The sequence below is a fragment of the Fructilactobacillus sp. X7R4C1 genome (assembly GCF_059901115.1).
The window spans coordinates 339,143-356,389 of sequence record NZ_JBWXVD010000001.1 but is presented as its reverse complement, the minus strand read 5'-3'; the positions used below and the strand labels follow the sequence as shown (position 1 = coordinate 356,389).

At 42.1% G+C, this 17,247-nt stretch carries 12 protein-coding genes and 1 pseudogene; 5 read left to right on the top strand and 8 right to left on the bottom strand.

Annotated elements, in window-relative coordinates:
• Positions 1–17: 17 nt before the first annotated feature.
• Genes cydB through AC6UC9_RS01860 form a run of 3 tightly spaced genes read right to left on the bottom strand, consistent with a single transcriptional unit; the run spans position 18 to position 3,684 of the window.
• Entirely contained in the window at positions 18–1,043 is a 1,026-nt protein-coding gene (gene cydB / locus AC6UC9_RS01870) for a cytochrome d ubiquinol oxidase subunit II (RefSeq protein ID WP_500693274.1), read from the bottom strand.
• Positions 1,040–2,479, bottom strand: coding sequence for a cytochrome ubiquinol oxidase subunit I (locus tag AC6UC9_RS01865; protein WP_500693275.1), 1,440 nt, complete (start codon positions 2,477–2,479; stop codon positions 1,040–1,042). The genes cydB and AC6UC9_RS01865 overlap by 4 nt, the downstream gene beginning before the upstream one ends.
• 26 nt (positions 2,480–2,505) lie before the next feature.
• Positions 2,506–3,684: an NAD(P)/FAD-dependent oxidoreductase gene (locus tag AC6UC9_RS01860; RefSeq protein ID WP_500700972.1), complete on the bottom strand. Its 1,179-nt coding sequence runs from the start codon at positions 3,682–3,684 to the stop codon at positions 2,506–2,508.
• A 261-nt stretch (positions 3,685–3,945) separates the two neighbouring features.
• Here AC6UC9_RS01860 and hdcA point away from each other — a divergent pair, with 261 nt between their 5' ends.
• Positions 3,946–4,881: a histidine decarboxylase, pyruvoyl type gene (gene hdcA / locus AC6UC9_RS01855; protein WP_500700971.1), complete on the top strand. Its 936-nt coding sequence runs from the start codon at positions 3,946–3,948 to the stop codon at positions 4,879–4,881.
• 8 nt (positions 4,882–4,889) lie between these two features.
• Here the strand turns inward: hdcA and AC6UC9_RS01850 are convergent, their stop codons facing one another.
• Positions 4,890–5,558 (bottom strand): MmcQ protein, encoded by a 669-nt coding sequence (locus AC6UC9_RS01850; protein ID WP_500700970.1) that lies wholly within the window; start codon positions 5,556–5,558, stop codon positions 4,890–4,892.
• Between the two features lie 58 nt (positions 5,559–5,616).
• On the opposite strand from AC6UC9_RS01850, the gene hdcB reads away from it, so the two are divergent.
• From hdcB to AC6UC9_RS01835, 3 genes are all read left to right on the top strand, one after another.
• The gene (gene hdcB, locus AC6UC9_RS01845; RefSeq protein ID WP_500700969.1) at positions 5,617–6,138 is read left to right on the top strand and encodes a histidine decarboxylase maturation protein HdcB; all 522 of its coding nucleotides are present in this window, start codon (positions 5,617–5,619) and stop codon (positions 6,136–6,138) included.
• A gap of 12 nt (positions 6,139–6,150) precedes the next feature.
• Positions 6,151–6,696, top strand: coding sequence for a GNAT family N-acetyltransferase (locus AC6UC9_RS01840; protein ID WP_500700968.1), 546 nt, complete (start codon positions 6,151–6,153; stop codon positions 6,694–6,696).
• Between the two features lie 141 nt (positions 6,697–6,837).
• On the top strand, positions 6,838–8,022 hold the full coding sequence (locus tag AC6UC9_RS01835) for an aminotransferase-like domain-containing protein (RefSeq protein ID WP_500700967.1): 1,185 nt from the start codon (positions 6,838–6,840) through the stop codon (positions 8,020–8,022).
• A 43-nt stretch (positions 8,023–8,065) separates the two neighbouring features.
• On the opposite strand, the gene AC6UC9_RS01830 is transcribed toward AC6UC9_RS01835, so the two are convergent.
• Positions 8,066–10,114, bottom strand: a complete 2,049-nt coding sequence (locus AC6UC9_RS01830) for an LTA synthase family protein (protein WP_500700966.1) — start codon at positions 10,112–10,114, stop codon at positions 8,066–8,068.
• 134 nt (positions 10,115–10,248) lie between these two features.
• Entirely contained in the window at positions 10,249–11,196 is a 948-nt protein-coding gene (locus AC6UC9_RS01825; protein WP_500700965.1) for an NAD(P)H-dependent flavin oxidoreductase, read from the bottom strand.
• Between the two features lie 225 nt (positions 11,197–11,421).
• On the opposite strand from AC6UC9_RS01825, the gene AC6UC9_RS01820 reads away from it, so the two are divergent.
• Positions 11,422–12,333: an alpha/beta hydrolase gene (locus AC6UC9_RS01820; RefSeq protein ID WP_500700964.1), complete on the top strand. Its 912-nt coding sequence runs from the start codon at positions 11,422–11,424 to the stop codon at positions 12,331–12,333.
• Positions 12,334–13,219: 886 nt separating this feature from the next.
• Here the strand turns inward: AC6UC9_RS01820 and AC6UC9_RS01815 are convergent.
• Together AC6UC9_RS01815 and AC6UC9_RS01810 are read right to left on the bottom strand one after the other, a co-directional pair.
• Positions 13,220–14,218 (bottom strand): LacI family DNA-binding transcriptional regulator, encoded by a 999-nt coding sequence (locus tag AC6UC9_RS01815; RefSeq protein ID WP_500693285.1) that lies wholly within the window; start codon positions 14,216–14,218, stop codon positions 13,220–13,222.
• 1,127 nt (positions 14,219–15,345) lie between these two features.
• Positions 15,346–17,232: pseudogene (locus tag AC6UC9_RS01810) on the bottom strand (acyltransferase family protein).
• Positions 17,233–17,247 lie beyond the last annotated feature (15 nt).

Sequence of the window (17,247 nt, the reverse complement as noted above, 5' to 3'; positions counted from 1 at the left end):
TTATCAATCCTTAATTTTTAATATCCAGAATTGGCATCTTCCATATCTTTAAGCGAAATGCGATGCCATTGTGAGACGTAACTCCAGGTAAAGTAGATCGCGATGAGCGGTAGGAGGATACATGCCACGATGGTCATTACAACTAACGTATATGGTGATGAAGAAGCATTTGCGATTGAAATCGTGTGAACTGGATCATTGGCACCCAATACGTTAGGGAATAAACCAATAAAGATCAGGATTACTAGTAAGGCGAGGGTACTGGTACTTGCAAGATAAGCTTGTACTTCATGACCAGAGCCACTAGCAATTTGACCCCAAATAGTTGTAGCAACGATTAATGCTAATACTACTACAGTTGAGACCAAATGTGTCTCGAAAAAGTTGGTTTGGAAATATAAAGCAATCACAACTAGAATTTCCACTGGGTATGCCAACCAGTACAGGTTGGATGCCATTGCTGAGGCGTGGTATCGAATTAAGCCCGCCGTGTGCAAGGAAATGTAGTGAAGGCCTTGGTAGAGACATAAAGCAGTTACCGTGATTCCACCAAGAATTGAAAGTGGGTTAACAACGTCGAAGAAGGTGACGTAGATGTTACCCTGACCATCCATTGGCAAACTTTGAATCATGTCGGTAAAAAGCATTCCGAACAGGAAGGGGATGAAGACACTTCCAAAGAAGTTGGCCCACATCCATCGGTTTCGGCCCTTTTTGGTCTCTGCGTTTTCGGAGAATTCAAACGAGACTCCCCGAAAAATTAGAGCCACCAGGATAAAGAACAGCAGGAGATAGAATCCGGAGAACAACGAGGCGTACCACATTGGCATCGCCGCAAACATTGAACCACCAGCGGCAACCAAGAAGACTTCGTTTCCACTCCAGTGGGGTCCAATCGTTCGAAGTACCAAAGCTGCTTCGTCGTAATTACTAGCCAGCAGTCTTGTTGACATTCCGGCCCCAAAATCAGCTCCATCGAGAATTAAGAACAGTGCGAACAGTAATCCGATTAAGAAATACCATAAAAGTTGTAATAAACTCATTTCTCAAAAGCCTCCTTTGAAAATGGATCTTCGGTATCGTAGCTCTCGTGATCGCCGACACCTTCAGGCCCCTTGTAAAGTGATTTTCGTGCGTAAATAAACATGAAGACACCCAAAGTGGCAAATAAGAAGAAGTAAATAATAATGGTAAAGAGCACGGAAGCCGCCGTCGTACTTGGCGAAACCGCTTTGGCAATTGGCAGTAATCCGTAGACAACCCATGGGTCACGACCTCTTTCAGTAACCAGCCAACCACAGGTGTTAATAATGAACGGTCCAAATGTTCCAACCGTCAGCAGTAGCGTCAACCACCACTGCTTCCCAATCGTATTCTTCTTTTTCCTTGAGAACCACAGTCCACAGATGGCTAAGAAAGCTAGTGTCATTGCACCAAATACCATGATTCTAAATGAGTAGAACAAGGTGTTTACTGGTGGGTAGTAGTTCATATCTTTGCCAAACTGACTATTCCACTTCTTGTGTAATTTTGCATTAGTTTCATTCATACCAGTAACCGATCCACTTAGCTTGTGGTAGGTCAAGATGTCCATCATGTATGGAATCTCAATCTTGAAACTAGCACGGTGTTCGTTAGTATGAGCGAATTCAACGGCCGTCCAAGCAGCTGGACTTTTAACGTTTTCAAATTCACCTTCAGCAGCGGCGAATTTCATTGGTTGTTGATGGCTTAAGTAAAGCATCTGTTGGTCTCCACTAAGGAAGCTACCGCAGACAGCAATCAAACCAACGACTAAACCAATTCGCATTGATTTTCTGAAGAAGTCGGGCCACTTCTTTCTAAAGATCATCCAAGCCGATGCACCAGCGACGATGAAGCCACCGGTAACACAGGCTCCGAAGATCACGTGGGGAAATTCGTACCAGAGTTGTTGGTTGGTCAGAATGGCGCTAAAACTAGTCATTAAAGCGTGACCGGTCTTAGGGTCAATCCGGTAACCAACTGGATGTTGCATGAAACTGTTGGCTGATAGAATCCAAAGTGCTGAAATGGCTGAACCAAAGAAGACCAACCAAATCATTAGGGCGTGCCAAGCAGGTTTTAATTTGTCCCAGGTGAACATCCAAACCCCGATAAACGTTGATTCCAAGAAGAAGGCCAACAGAGCTTCGATGGCTAACGGCGCCCCGAAGATGTCACCCATAAATCTTGAGTAATCAGACCAGTTCATCCCGAACTGGAATTCTTGAATCAAACCAGTTACAACTCCGACCGCGAAACTAAGTAAGAAAATCTTACTCCAAAATCTCGTCATCGTCTTATAGACTGGTTTTTTGGTCACCGCATAGAAGGTTTCCATGATTGCAACGATCAATGCCAATCCAATTGACATTGGGACGAAGAAGAAATGGAAAATCGTGGTTTCAGCGAACTGAATCCGCGCTAGCGGCAAAACACTTAAACCTAAATTAAGCATTGTGAATAGTTCCTCCTTAAATCAATTTAACTTTCTAACATGGTCCGAATGTTTCCGAGTTCAAGTCCGTTCTTCTTGAAGATCATGTTCTTAAAGATTGGGACAATCCATCCCTTTAACTTAAAGGTCATGCCGAACATGTAAATTTCGGCAATTCCACTGTATGGGCCAAGTGAACAAACGGTTCCCATTGATTTGTAGTCGAACTTAATGGCGGGTTTACCATTTAGTTTGTTTAAGAAATCATTGACGGCAACGTCCGCTTCGTAGATGGAAATTTGACCAGTCGTTGGAAACATCCGACCGGACTTGTCATCTTTAACTGCTGAGACGTCACCAATGATGTACTGGTTAGGAAAGTCGTCTAAGCTCATGTTCGTGTTAACGGCGACCCGGTTTCGTTTCTCGTTTGGATACTGTGAATCGGGAATAACGTCAGATCCCTTTACTCCAGCGGTCCAGAAGACTAAGTGAGATGGGATGAATTTATCATCTTTACCATAGTAAGCACCATCTGCCGTAATCTTTGACACCGTGTCACCCATGATGAACTTAACGCCCTTCTTTTCAAGGAAGTGTTGCGCGTAGTCACCGAGTTTTTTGTTAAACATTGGCAAAAAGCCCGGAGCGATACAGGTAATTTTGAACTCTTCTTTTTTGAAACCATACTTTTTGGCCCATTTTGGCACCATGTGCACGAGATCCCCTAAAAGTTCGATGCCAGTAAAACCACCGCCGACCACCACGATGTTCAAGAGCTTAGCATCCTTAAACTCATCGTAGGCATCCAAGGTGGTTTGAATCTTCTCGTAGTCAGCGACTGAGTTATCAATGTCACTGATCTGAAGCCCAAACTCGTCTGCACCCGGGGTGCCAAACGTTTCGGGTTCAAATCCAAGCGCATTGAACAGGTAGTCGTAACTTAAATCACCGTTGTTTTTCGTTTGGACCGTGTTATCTTTACCATTTACTTTAATAACTTCATCCTCTATGAAATGAATCTTAGGATTGATCATGTCGGTAATTCTAAACATGAGTCGTTCTGGTGCTTCATCTCCTGATGCGACCTTGTAGAGGCCGGTCGAGTCATAATGATAAGCATTTTTATTAACCAAGGTAATGTCTAGATTGGCCTTACTCTTAGCTAAAAGCTTGCAAGCCCTTAATCCAGCGAATCCACCGCCTAGTATTAAGACTTTTTTCATTATTAGGATCTCCTTTCAATACACACCTATTATTGTGTAAATCTTAACATTATTTTAACGCTAATGCTGACATTGTGTCACTCTTTTTATGAGGAAATTTTAATAAAATATTTATTGATTGATAAGAAAGGGAGATAAAATCGTTTTAGTACCGTCATTTGGGCATTAATAAGTGATGTTCCTTGCAAGTAATTTTGAGTTAGGCGATTATGAACGTAGTCTCAAAAGCAAAATAAATTTTCCGCTTATAGGAGGCAAAAAATGGCTAAAATTGACAAAATTTTAAATCAAGAGGGGATTGATCGTATTGCGATTAGTCCCTATCAAAAATATTCGCGGGGTTACATGGAGCCAGGGAATCTCGGAACAGGCTATGTTACTGGCCTAAAAGTTGACGCTGGGACCCGCGAAAAGACGGACGATGGCGTCTTGGATGGAATCGTGTCTTACGACCGAGCTGAGTGTAAGAACGCCTACATTGGCCAGATTAACATGATGACGGCGTCCAGCTTTACGGGCGTTCAGGGCCACATTCTGGGATATGATCTCCTGAGAAATCCAGAAGTCGATCGGGCACAACCGTTGTTTAAGGTGACCCAGTGGGATGGTTCGAAACTACCAATTTACGATGGGAAACCACTGCAGGATTCGCTGGTAGAATTCTTTGGAACGGCTGACAATCGTCGGCACTATCCGGCTCCGGGGAGTTTCATTATTTGTGCTAACAAGGGCGTCACTGCCGAACGACCAATTGAAGACCGCCCGCTAAAACCGGGTGAAAGTTACGGCGTTTGGTCCGCCATTGCCATTTCAATTGCGAAGGATCCCGTTCATAATTCCTCCATGTTCATTGAGGATGCTGGAACCTGGAACACGCCCAACGAGGACGACCTCGGCGAATTCTTGGCCAGAAGAAGAGAAGCCATCGCGCGCTCGATTGCCCAGTGTGGTCAAGATGCGGGCACTTCGTTTGCCAGTTCGTGGATTGGTTTTGCCCACGTCATGATGAAACCAGGTGAGATTGGCAACGCGATTACCGTTGGACCCTACTTTTCGATTCCAGTTGATGCGATTCCTGGCGGTTCGATTTTGACTCCAGACGTTGACATGAACATCATGGAGAACCTGAGTTTACCAAAATGGCTTGAAAAAATGAACTACCAGTCAATTGTCGCAGACCAAAATATTCAGTATTAATGTTGCGGTTATTTGAGAATCCGACTTAAAGATTGAGGAACGTGACGCGGACCTCTGACGGCTTTGACACCGTGCTTCTTTAGGACGGCCGCGTTAAATTCATTGGGATTAAATCTGGTAAGCAAATGAAGTAACATAACGTAGTGCATGGTGATGTTTTTATCGTGGTAGTAGTGCGGCTGATTCACCTCGATGGCCACACACTTATACGTGATGGCGGCAACTGGTGCCGTCACGTAGATGTAAACTAAATCACCGACATGAATGTGAGTGGTTTGTTTCCACATGATGGTGCCGTTTTTGGCGAAGTCTTTTTCTAAGTCAAAGTATTTCGGATTGGCGGGGATGAGCCACTTCGTTCCCGTTTTAACTGGGGCGTAGTCAAAACATTGGTGTGCAATGTTTTTTAAGATGGCAGTGTATTTCTGCTTGATGGTGCTGGCGAAGCCGCCCTCTGGGTTATCAACTCGAAAGTTAGTGTATTCGGCGTGGTAATCATCGTCGATTACTTTGCCACTTACTTCGCCATTTTGCTTAACGGTAATGGTGACCGAAAAGTTGATTTGTGGGAGATGAGTGGTGTACGTTAGGACGTTGTTTTGTTTCCTAAAGCCAAAACGAATCAGTTTAGAAACGTCGGGTTTTAGATTAGTAAAGAGTTGTTCTTCGATTTTCATGACGATCTCCTTATGGTTAAAGGCGTGACAGAAAAGTATGGATAGAAGGGACACGCAAATGCGGATTGGTTTAAATCAGTTTCATGGATTAAAAGCGGTGATTGGTTCAGAGTTTGACCAATATATAACGGACCGTTTGGTAAAGGAAAAGGTTGGAGGTTTAGTGGTTAATCAGGAAGATTCCGAGACGACCGTCCTGGTCACCACTGGGAATGAACTGATGATTTTTAGGAACGCAGCTGGTACCTTCTCAGACAACCGTTATCCTCAAGCCATGGTTAAAAGGATGACGTTTGTAAGTGGCATTTCCAACGGTGCCCTGAAGTTTCAGATTAAAAAGCAAAAGTTTAACTACCAAAACATTGTGGATGGCCGTGTCTACGATTTTACGCAGTCCATTTTAAAACGAAAGCTGACGGCTGCCAAATACGACCATACGATTCGTGGTGAAAGTAATTACCTCACAAACGTTGACCACGGAAAAGAAGTGGACCGCTTGCGAGTCGCCAGGCAGACCGGCCAACTGAGTCAGAATGAATACGACGATTTAAACGGCTCAATTTCAAAGGCCGGAAAGTAGGGAAGTGATGAAATGAGAACCTACCGGGTTGATAAAGAGATTGAGTTGCGTCTTCCTGACCATCCAGAAGACGCAAAATTGGTCTATCAGTTAGTAAAGGGGTCACGCGCAATCCTTTCAAAGTGGTTGCCATGGGCGGTTGCGATGCAATCAGTTGCCCAGGAGCAGCAATTTTTACACCAAACTTTAACCCATTATCGGTTAGGAAAGTCAGTTAACTTATTAATTATTTATCAGGATCAAATTGTCGGGATGATCAGTTTTAATTCGTTTGATCATGACCAAAAAAGCACGGAGATTGGCTATTGGCTGGGTAACCAGTTTACCGAGAAGGGGATCGTTTACCGGGCGCTTGACTTCATGATTGGCTTAGGTTTTCGTGATTATCAGTTGACTCAGATCCACATTAAAGTAGCCGTTGATAATAAGCGGAGTAATCACGTTACTGAACGTGCTGGATTTCGGCTGGAACGAGTCATTACCAATGGAATTGTCATTAACGGCGTAGGCCATGACGAAAATGATTGGGTGAAAAATCGCAACGAATCTAAAGTTTGAGACACCGCACGCATTAGGTCATTTAGATACGTGATAGCGACGCATTTAAGCTGAATGTACTATACTAATAGTGTAATGCTTTAATTACAGTGAACTTTTAAATAATAACTACCAAATGTTTAGTACGGTGAGGCGATTAAAATGGAATTTAGATACGCAAGCGGTGTGCCAGCTCATGTTAGTACGGTAACTTCAGATCTTTTTAAGGCGGCTTCCGATCCCAAGGTGATTTCATTAGGTGGTGGAATGCCAGCTCCGGAGTTATTCCCGGTTTCAGAGATCCAAAAGGCCGCAAACCAGGTTTTTGAACAGTATGGGCAAACGGTTCTGCAGTACTCGCAGTCGCTTGGTTACGAAAAACTAAGACAGCAGATTGTGGCCATTATGAAAGAACGTCACGTTGACACAACGATTGCTAACGTTGGGATCGTGACGGGGTCGGAACAGGCCATTGACATTGTTTCCAGGATGTTGATTAATCCTGGTGATGTGGTTTTGACCGAGGATCCAACCTACCTCTCAGCCATCGACGTTTTTAAGTCCTATGGTGCCAGAATCGTTGGCATTCCCATGGACGAGGACGGGATGGAGACAGATGCCTTAGAACAGTTAATCAAAAAGTATCCGCAGGCCAAATTTATCTACACGATTCCTAACTTTCAGAATCCAACCGGACGGACCATGACGGAAGAGCGGCGGAAGAAGTTAGTTCAGATTGGTAAAGAGGCTGGGATTCCAATTCTGGAAGACGACCCATACGGTGCCATTCGTTACGCTGGCAAATACTTACCGCCACTCAAGCACTTTGACCATGACGGTGGGGTAATCTATCTGAGCTCTTTTTCCAAGATTTTAGCACCAGGACTCCGTTTGGGGTGGATCGATGCACCGTTAAACTTTATGGACAAGTTCATCTTGTTTAAACAAAATGCCGATTTACATACGGATAACTTAACCCAGTACATCGTGTCCCAGTACTTAGATGACGTGGATATTAACGACCACATCAAGAAGATTACCGATACCTACGAGCATCGGGCTAATCTGATGATGGACCGCATTGATAAGTACTTCCCAAAGAACGTGCGCCACAGTCATCCTGAAGGTGGGATGTTCATCTGGGTTGAAGTTCCCGGAGTGAACACGGAGGAACTGTATCAGACTTGTTTAAAAAACAACGTGGTGTTTGTTCCTGGGTCCTCCTTTTACGCGGGTAAGGTAAAACCAGGAACCTTCCGCTTAAACTTTTCCAACATGGATGACGGTGAGATCGATGAAGGAATCAAACGGATGGCAACGGCCATTTCACAGGTATTAAATAAATAAAAGACTAAAATAGCACCTAACTCATGTGAGTTAAATGCTATTTTTATTTGTCCAGGGAAGCTAAACTCGTTGACTTTTGGCCCAACTGCTTTTCGAGGCTTTTTTCGCGCTTCAATTCATGATTGTAGTGGTAATCTTTTGGATTAACCGGCTTAAAGCCCTTGGGATGATAGAAACGAAGAAGATTTTCTTTATTCAACTTGTCCGACAGTTCCAGTTCGTGGTTGACCTGGTGCTGATTCTGATTGATTTGGTTTTGCTGCTTCTGATCTGGATGAAGCTGACGTTTGGTCTGATTATCGTAAACCGTGCCGTTCGTGGAGGTGAACTGTGGTGAGACCCAGTCACGGTTTCTAAAGGCAACCACCTGGTCGTGTTGCTTGGAGAAGAGGTCGGTTCCAAACTGAACGTATGGTTTGGAATTAATTCCGAGAAGATGGAGAACCGTTGGTAACACGTCGATCTCACCGCCGTACGTGTGGTGGATTTTCCCACCGGTGGTTCCTGGCATGTTGATCATAAACGGAACTTTTTGGATTTGGCTGTGGTCAAAAGCGTTCCAATCGTTTGGTTTGACGCCTAAAAGCGGTGCCAGACTACGTTCATCCTGGTCCATTAAGCCATAGTGGTCACCGTAGATGATGATCATTGAGTTTTTGTCGAGTCCCGTCTGATGGAGATAGTCATAAAATTCTTTGACGGACTGGTCAAGGTAGTGAGCGGTGACAAAGTAGTTATTGACCTCCGGATTGTCAGTACTGGTGGTCTTAAAGTGCATCTGCTTCTGGTCTTTTTGGTCTAGAACGTATGGCAAATGATTAGTGACCGTCAAGTACTTGACGTAAAAGGGTTGTTGAAGGTTCTCTAAGTACTTATCGGAATCTTGAAACAGATACTTGTCCTTTAAGCCCATGCCTTCGGTTCGATCGCCCTTCATGTTATAGTCCTTGGAACTAAAGAAATATTGGAAGCCGAGCCGTTTGTAGGTGTTGTTACGGTTGTAGAAATTAGCGTCGTTACCGTGGAAAACAGCGGACGTGTAGTTTTGCTGTTGCTTCAAAATGGCGGGAGCCGCCTGAAAGGTATTGTCGTTTCCGTACTGAGAGAACAAGGACCCCTCCGGCAGACCGTATGTGCTGGTTTCAAGCATGTTTTCGGCATCGGCCGTTCGTCCTTGTCCCACTTGGTGATAGAAGTTATCAAATGAGTCAGTTGACTGACTATGGTAAATTTTATTCAGAAAAGGCGTTACCTCCTTGCCATTAACCTTTTTGTCGATCAAGAACTGTTGAAAACTTTCTAGGTGAATGACAATCACGTTTTTACCGCGAGCTTTCCCGTACATTTCTGGGTTAGGGGTAGCATAGTGTTTTTTCGTAAAGCCTAAAATGTCATTTAGATCTGATTTCTTAGCGGTCGAACGCGCGATGTTGGTCTGAATGGACTTGGTCCAGTCGTAGACGGTGTAGTTGTCGATTCCGATGTATTTCACAATGTCATTCTGCTTGCTTTGCGTACTTGACTGTGCGAACAGGTTGGGATTATCGATGTGGGTAAGAAAAAGGTTGAGAAACAAAAAGAGAACGCCAACCAGGGTGGTTAGTAAGCTAAACCTAAGCTTCAAAGGCTTTTTGTCGATTTTAATAACGCGAAATACTAGTAAGAGGATAATCACGATTAAATCAAGCCAGTAGAGAGCGTCCCATTTGTTGATGAGGGCGGTCGCACTGGTAATTAAACCACCATTTAAATTGGAATGACCGGTCGTCATGGTGTCCGCGGTCATAAAGCCCAGAAATCCCCGGAAGTAGACGATGTTTATGTACAGTAAGACGGTGTTTAAGAAGTCAATGAAGATGATAAAGGGGTAAAAGAGCTTCGCGGGCTTGAAATACAACGCCAGACTCAGCGTGATGATGGTTGCGGCTAGGGGATTGATTAGTAAAATGATGTGCTGCATGCGACTCGCTGGGATGAGGTAAAAGACGTGGTAGTAAGCGTAGAGGGTCTTGAACCAGAACAGGATCACTAACAGGAGAAAGAAGCCCATTCTGGTATTAAAAAGGTTGAGAATTTTCTTAATGATTTTCAAATTGAACGTTCCTTTGTAAGAATTTATGTAATTTATCACATAGGAAACATCTTATCACATTAAGAATTAGCAAAGTAGAATAAAAAAGCTTCAAATGGCTGAAAGACACGCCACTTGAAGCTTTTTATTAAGATTTATTTTTCAAAATCCTGCATCATTTCGTCCACTACTTCCTGGACCCTCTTGACGTCGTGAATGTTATCAATACCAACGTCAATTGAAATGACACCGTCATCAAGTTTACCGTCAAGCATTGCAGGACGAACGCCACCGGCCTTGCGGGTTTGTTCGTAGGTGTCTTTGACGCCATTTTGAAACTCCTTGGCCCACTTATCAGCTAGCGGATTCTTGATTGAACGTTGGTTAGGAGATACTAGGACCACGTCATCAACCGTGGAGTTGATGATTTTTTCTTTAGCAGCGTCTGAAGTCCGGTTTTCGTCAGTCACGATTAGACGGGTTCCTACGTAAACTCCCTGAGCACCCAGTGCAAAGGCAGCGCGCACACCACGAACGTCCGTGATACCACCAGCGCCAACGACTGGAATGGAGACGGCATCCACAATGCGTGGAATGGTGGTAAACGTCCCAAGGCCGGTCGTTGGAATGATGCCACCTTCATCGTAACCAGTGGCAATCAGGATGTCGACGCCTAATTCTTCAGCTCTTTGAGCGCCCTTAACGGACGGATTGAGTTCGCGAAAGATTAGGGTACTACCGGATTCCTTGATTTCTTTAAAAAGTTTTGGATTGATGACACCAGAAATGATGAAGATGTTAACCCCAGCGTCAAAAGCAGCTCTAAAGGTCTTATCTGGGTAATCAAACTCATCTTCACTTCCGACAATCATGTTGACAGCAAAGGGTTTGTCGGTGAGCTGTTTGGCCTCTTTAATCTGCTTTTTTAACGTTTCCGTGGCATCTTGAGTGGGACTAGTCTTGCCAGCGTTTGGGCCAAACGTCCCGAGACCACCAGCATTTGAGACCGCGGCGACAAACTTAGCGTCAGTTAGCCAGTTGAGTGACGCCTGAATGATTGGATACTTAATTCCAAGCATTTTAGTTATTGGACTTGTTTTCAATTTAATTACTCCCTACTTATTATTAGTTAGTTATATCTTACATTTTAGTTGAAAGTTAGCTTGAAGCAAACTAAAACGATTTGTGATTAATATAATGACATTCAAATTAATCTGTAACTCGTCTGAAGCTGGCTAGTTACCGGTACCACGCGACGCTTAAAAATTAATCATGATTTGAATCGCTCTGCCCGTATAATGGCAAGTGTTGCAAAAAGGAGCAAAATTATGAAAAAAAGAAAGCTGAAGCGCTGGCACAAAGTTACAATTGCCATCGTAATTACCGTGATTATTTTAATCTTTGTGGGAACCTACTTCCTGTTTAACTTCGCGTTTAAGCGGGGTGGATACAGCACGCAGGTCGGCGAAAAGGTTAACACCACTTGGATTAAAGAACAAAAGCCCCAGATTTGGCACCAAACGAACAAGGGTGGCCTAAAACTCACGGCTTACTACTTACCAGCTAAGCAAGCGACGAATAAGACCGTGATCGTAATCCACGGTTACGGAAGTACCGGGCACAAGATGAATAACTACATTAGAATGTTTCATGACGATGGTTATAATGTGCTAGCACCAGACGACGAATCATTTGGGCGCAGTCAGGGTGAGTACGCTGGTTATGGATGGAAAGATCGGTCTGACATTGTGACCTGGATAAACATGATTAACCAGAAAATACCGAATGGACGACTTGGCATGTTTGGGATCAGTATGGGAGCGGCTGCCGTTCTCTTTACCTTGCCAAAGGTCCCGCACAACGTTGACTTTGCGATTACCGACTGTGGTTATAACAGTATTTATGACGAGTTGAAATATGAACTGGGAACGTTGTTTCATTTGCCGACCTTCCCAATCTTACCTATTGCCCGCATCTACGGTGATATTTTTGCCAAGTACGACTTCTACGATGCCGACACGAAGCAGACCCTGGCACACAACCGGATTCCGCTATTTATCATTCATGGCAATGCCGACAAGTTTGTTCCCGTAAAGGATGCCTATATCAATTATAAAAACGACCACGGTCCTAAGAAATTGTGGATTGTGAACCACGCGACACACGCTGATTCTTTGAACAAAGAGGGACAGGTCTACGTTAATAAGACCAGGGCGTTCGCTGAAGAGTATTTTAAATAAACAAAAAAACTAGCAAATTATATTTATAAATAATTTGCTAGTTTTGATTTAGTTGATTCAGAAGCTAATGACATAGCATTAATGACTAATAATTTAATGCCTTTTTTCATGATTATCTTCTTCTCTTTTTAAGAACCTATTTAGTTTTATTCCTAAGCGGATACACAAGTACAGTACTAAGATAACTAGTAAAATTAGAAGTACTGTTAACAACAAAGTACCAATCATAAAGAATAAATCAAACCAATTTATCATCTATTTCCCTCCCTTAAATAGAATAATCTAAGTATTACCAAGAATCCAAAAGAAAAAACCCTGGCTTCGCTGAAGAAGTCAGAGCAATTAGGAAGATTCGGCTAGTCAAGTTGACAGTATAGTAGTTTGTGGATGCCTGACGCTTGTGAGTTATCGAGGTTTAAAAAGTATCTATATTAGTTAGGGAGTCCGATAAAAATGTTTCTTAACTAGTCGATGAGAGGAGTATATCACCAAAATAATAAAAAGAGACTAATTGTGATTTTGAAATAATCATTAAACAAGAGTTATGATAGCTGAAGTAATTGGCGCGGGTGAGTTTGGCGCTGGCCTAAATTTTTTTGAACCTCAATTAGGCTTAAGATAAGTTTCGTAAACGATTAACTAAACGTGATGGGTGGCGTTTTGGCAGTAAATCTTTCATTATTACTTTGAGTGGGGTTTAAACGACATCTGGTAAGGTATTTTGCCATGTTATTCTTTAGTCGCTCCAAAAAAGATACTTTCACAATGCTTCCTACTTCTGGAGCACACATAGCTTCAAACTCCAAAAAATGCTGCTTCTCAGAAGTGGCACTTTTTATTTATTAGACAAAAACCGGCTAAGCGTGGACTTAGTCGGTTACAGATATTATTCAAATTTGGCGTGGACCATGTAGCGTTTTTTACTTGGGTCCACTTTTTTGTTTAAGATGTCGTACATGAGTTGCGCGGCGTATTTTCCCATGGTGTACGCGTCTGTCCTGATACACTTCGTTTTTGGCTGGATTAGGTTGACGATGTTGGAACTCACAAAACCAGTGATGTTTGGAATCTTGTCGCGGTCAATAATGTTGTTACGCAACAACCGGGGCAAAAAGCTTAACAACCACTTTTCCGTTAGGCAGAAAATCAAACTGTTGGGTTGCTTTTTTAATTGGCGGACGATTTCATGATAGGCACGATGAAGTGACGTTTTGGAATAACCGGGCTTGACGATTGTAATATCAGGTTCGGGGTAGACGTATTTAATCCCAGCAACACGCTCTCTGACGACCTTCATCTCGCTTTCAGCGTTAGTAACCAAGATTAACTTGGAAAGCCCCAGGTTGTTTTTAAAATAGGCGGCGGCTTTCTGAGAAATCGCAAAGTTGTTAATGACGATGTTATAAAAAAAGCCATCGTTAATGGATTTATCGGTCAAAATAACGGGGAAACGCGGTTTTAAAAGTTCGGCAATGTCCTTGATGTGACTGTTGACCGGATGAATGATGGCGCCCCTGATGAGGCTAGTATCTAAGGCTAGAAAGAGGTCGCGTTCGTTTTTGTACTTACTGGCGGAATTAATCAGCAAGGGGATGTACTTGTAAATGGACAGTTGGTCCTGGATTCCTTCAAACATCCTGATTGAAAAGGGATCCTCGATGTCTGACACTCCTACCGCAATGATGCTCCCACTGTCATTTTGGCGGCTTAAGCCACGCGCCATTGAGTTAGGAACGTACCCGAGGTGTTTGATTGATCGTTTAATGCGATTCGCCGTGTTCTTGGACATCGAGTTAAGATGGTTGTTTAAGAACCGTGACACGGTGGCCGTTGAAACTTTGGCGTGTTTGGCAACTTCTCTAATGGTGACTCGTTTTTTGTTCATTTCTCATTTCCTCAAATTTTATTTCATAACTGCTAACTGCATGGAATTATCATATCTAATAAAATTATAAAAAGCAAAACAATCTCAATTAAGATTGAAATTAAGGTTATTGTTGTTATAAAATTGAGAAAACGGTTAACCGAGCATGCCTGTATGAGGATTAATGAGAAACATGTTTATTTTAAAAAATAAACATGAAATCAATTGAAGGGCTGGTATGACGGGCAACGGGACCATTATTTTTAACCGTTCTTAAAGATTAGTGGAATTGTTTACAGTTTGAATAACGTGTATCGCTTGTGGAAGGGTCAAGAAGTTTGAGTGACTTTAGCTGTAATTGATCAACTTAATTTAAACAATTTGCGCAAACGCTTAACCACTTAATCAATCAGATTTTTACGCCATAAAAGGCCGTTATTTATGAAATAACTTGTGGAATTAAAGATTGAGAAGGTGGTTTCATCTTTATAATTAAAGATAAATCAAGTTTCGTTTGCGGGAGTTTTGAATGTGAGAAAAGATTTTCATATTAATCAAAAATAACTAATAACAACAGCTTAGATTGTCGTATGTATAGATGTCAGGCCACAAGTATTGAGGGATATAAACATAAATAAATACTAAACACATAATGATAAAAAGATCCTGGCGGTTTCTTTAATATCAAATGAGTTAATTTTCGGGTGGGCCATTTCGGAATTAATATTTGTGGAAGATGTGTATCAATCACCGACAATTGGGCATTTATGGCCTGATTGTTTTAATAGCAGGATTGCTGTCACTGATTAGTTTGGTAGCGATTGTTGGAGTTTTTTCGGTTTGCGCGGGGTGGTGGGAAATGCATTGCTTAAGCAGGTTTCACGGCCAATAACACTCCCAGTAACAGGTGGAATCTGCGAGACATTTGAGCGAATTGACAGGTTAGTCAATGGTGCTGGTATGCAAAAGAAGAAACGAAAGTAGTCAGAAGCAAATTAAGTCACGATTACGTAGTTCTACTGAATAGTGGTATCTAACGAAATAAGTCGAAAACTAATAAGTCACATTATATGTAAGACACTCTAACGTTAGGTATCCAAAAAGGACTCCCAAGTCGAAAGATTTGGGAGTTCCTTTTTTAGTTATATTTATTTTATAGCGTTCTTTAAAACATTTTGAGCCACAAAAGTTGCGTATTTTGGGGCTCCTTGATTATTTGGATGGGCTTGATCGGAATATAACCAGTTCGGATGCTTATTGATATAATCATTCCAATCAATGATGTACAAGTTTTTATACTTCTTTTGCGAGTCTTTCAGCATGGCATTCACGGAATTTTGCCAAGTTTCAGTTGGAATGTGGACGTTAATCCAGAAAACGTGACGCTTAGGACCAGCAATCTCCATAATTTGTTTCATCGTTTCCGGTGAAATGTTACCGTTTGTCCCCAGTCCAATGACAACGTTTTTGCCTAGTAGTCCTTGATTGGATAAACTTTTAATATCAGGGACAGCAGCGGCTGGTTGGCGTGAAACTTGGGCATCAATGTAGAAACGCGGGAAAATCTTCTGTAAATCATCATGACCAGCTAACATAACTGAGTCACCCACTGCTGTTCCGGACAGATTTTGAGCTTCTTTTACCTGTGCGGCAGTTAAGCCATTTTTTTCTAATTGGCTTTGGTCTTTGGTAGATCGTTTAACCTTTTTACCACTCTTGATTTCTTTAGCGAGATTTTTGTTATTTTCTTTTTCGGTTTTGGCGTTCTTTTGAATTTTATTGGCAAGCTAAGTGTGATTAGCCTGTTTAGGATTAATGGTAGTGGATTGAAGAATACCAATTCCACCGATTATTACAAGTACACTGAGAATGATTTCACGTATTTTAGTGTGACTCATGAATTCAATTAGTTTACTAAAAAGGATTTTGTAGTCATATTTGCCAAATGGAACTTCAACAAAGCGATACGATATCTCGGAAATACCAATAATCAATAGAATTTCAATAACGGCATATAACAACTGATGATTGGCAACATTTTTGAATTTATCCTCGAAAAAGATAAAGACAGGTAGCTGATAGACATAAATTTCATAACTTCTGGAACCAATCCAATCAAAAACGGGATTGGTCATCAGCCAGTTCCAATGACTAATGTTTGAGAGAATGGCCCACATAATCAGAACGGTAAATAGTGAGAACAGTACCATTCCACCATGATATAAAAATGTGGATTGAGCTCCTACCGTAAATATCAACCATACCATTCCAATGACACCGATTAGTCCAACGACGTCAAAGAAGGTCCTTTGGCCTTGATCGGATTTTCTAACGATTCGATTACTGGGCCACACAATTGCTAAGGCAGCTCCCAATAAAATTGAGAACATCCGGGTGTCGGTCCCGTAGTAAACTCGGCTTGGATCAGTCCCAGGCTTAAATAGGACTGCCATAAGGATTGCTGATAAAACGGATAAGCCAATGGCAACAAAGAAAATGCTCTTCTTGTTTAAAAAACCGTGTTTGTTTCTGTTGAAAAGATACAGCAACAAAACGACAATTAAAGGCCAGATTAGGTAGAATTGACCTTCAATCGCAAGGGTCCACAAGTGGGTAAAGGGTGATTCAGATCCAGCAAAATTTTGAAAGTATGATTGTCCGTTAGCAATTTCATACCAGTTATAGACGTACGTTAAATTGGTAACGACACTTTGCCACAAATTGGCCAGTAAATTTCGTTGAAATAATGTGATATAAGTTGCTGTAGCAAATAACATCACAATCAGGGTTGGATATAAACGTTTTAGTCTTTTATACCAGAAGTGACCATACCGAAAATGTCCAGTTGATTCATATTCGTTAATTAAATGGTCGGTAACTAGGTATCCTGAAAGGGTCAAGAATACAGGAACTCCTAAGTAGCCACCACTAAAGATATTTTGATTGAGATGGTAGAGAATAACACAAATAACTGCTAGTGCTCTAAGTCCGGTGAAGCCAGTGATAAAACGATTTTTTGCCATATTTGTTTCCATTATTAAAATTCCCTA

Coding starts and splice junctions, on each gene's coding strand:
- hdcA (WP_500700971.1), top strand. CDS start 3,946: ATGGCTAAAATTGACAAAATTTTAAATCAAGAGGGGATTGATCGTATT.
- AC6UC9_RS01865 (WP_500693275.1), bottom strand. CDS start 2,479: ATGCTTAATTTAGGTTTAAGTGTTTTGCCGCTAGCGCGGATTCAGTTC.
- AC6UC9_RS01860 (WP_500700972.1), bottom strand. CDS start 3,684: ATGAAAAAAGTCTTAATACTAGGCGGTGGATTCGCTGGATTAAGGGCT.
- AC6UC9_RS01835 (WP_500700967.1), top strand. CDS start 6,838: ATGGAATTTAGATACGCAAGCGGTGTGCCAGCTCATGTTAGTACGGTA.
- AC6UC9_RS01850 (WP_500700970.1), bottom strand. CDS start 5,558: ATGAAAATCGAAGAACAACTCTTTACTAATCTAAAACCCGACGTTTCT.
- AC6UC9_RS01820 (WP_500700964.1), top strand. CDS start 11,422: ATGAAAAAAAGAAAGCTGAAGCGCTGGCACAAAGTTACAATTGCCATC.
- hdcB (WP_500700969.1), top strand. CDS start 5,617: ATGCGGATTGGTTTAAATCAGTTTCATGGATTAAAAGCGGTGATTGGT.
- cydB (WP_500693274.1), bottom strand. CDS start 1,043: ATGAGTTTATTACAACTTTTATGGTATTTCTTAATCGGATTACTGTTC.
- AC6UC9_RS01840 (WP_500700968.1), top strand. CDS start 6,151: ATGAGAACCTACCGGGTTGATAAAGAGATTGAGTTGCGTCTTCCTGAC.
- AC6UC9_RS01815 (WP_500693285.1), bottom strand. CDS start 14,218: ATGAACAAAAAACGAGTCACCATTAGAGAAGTTGCCAAACACGCCAAA.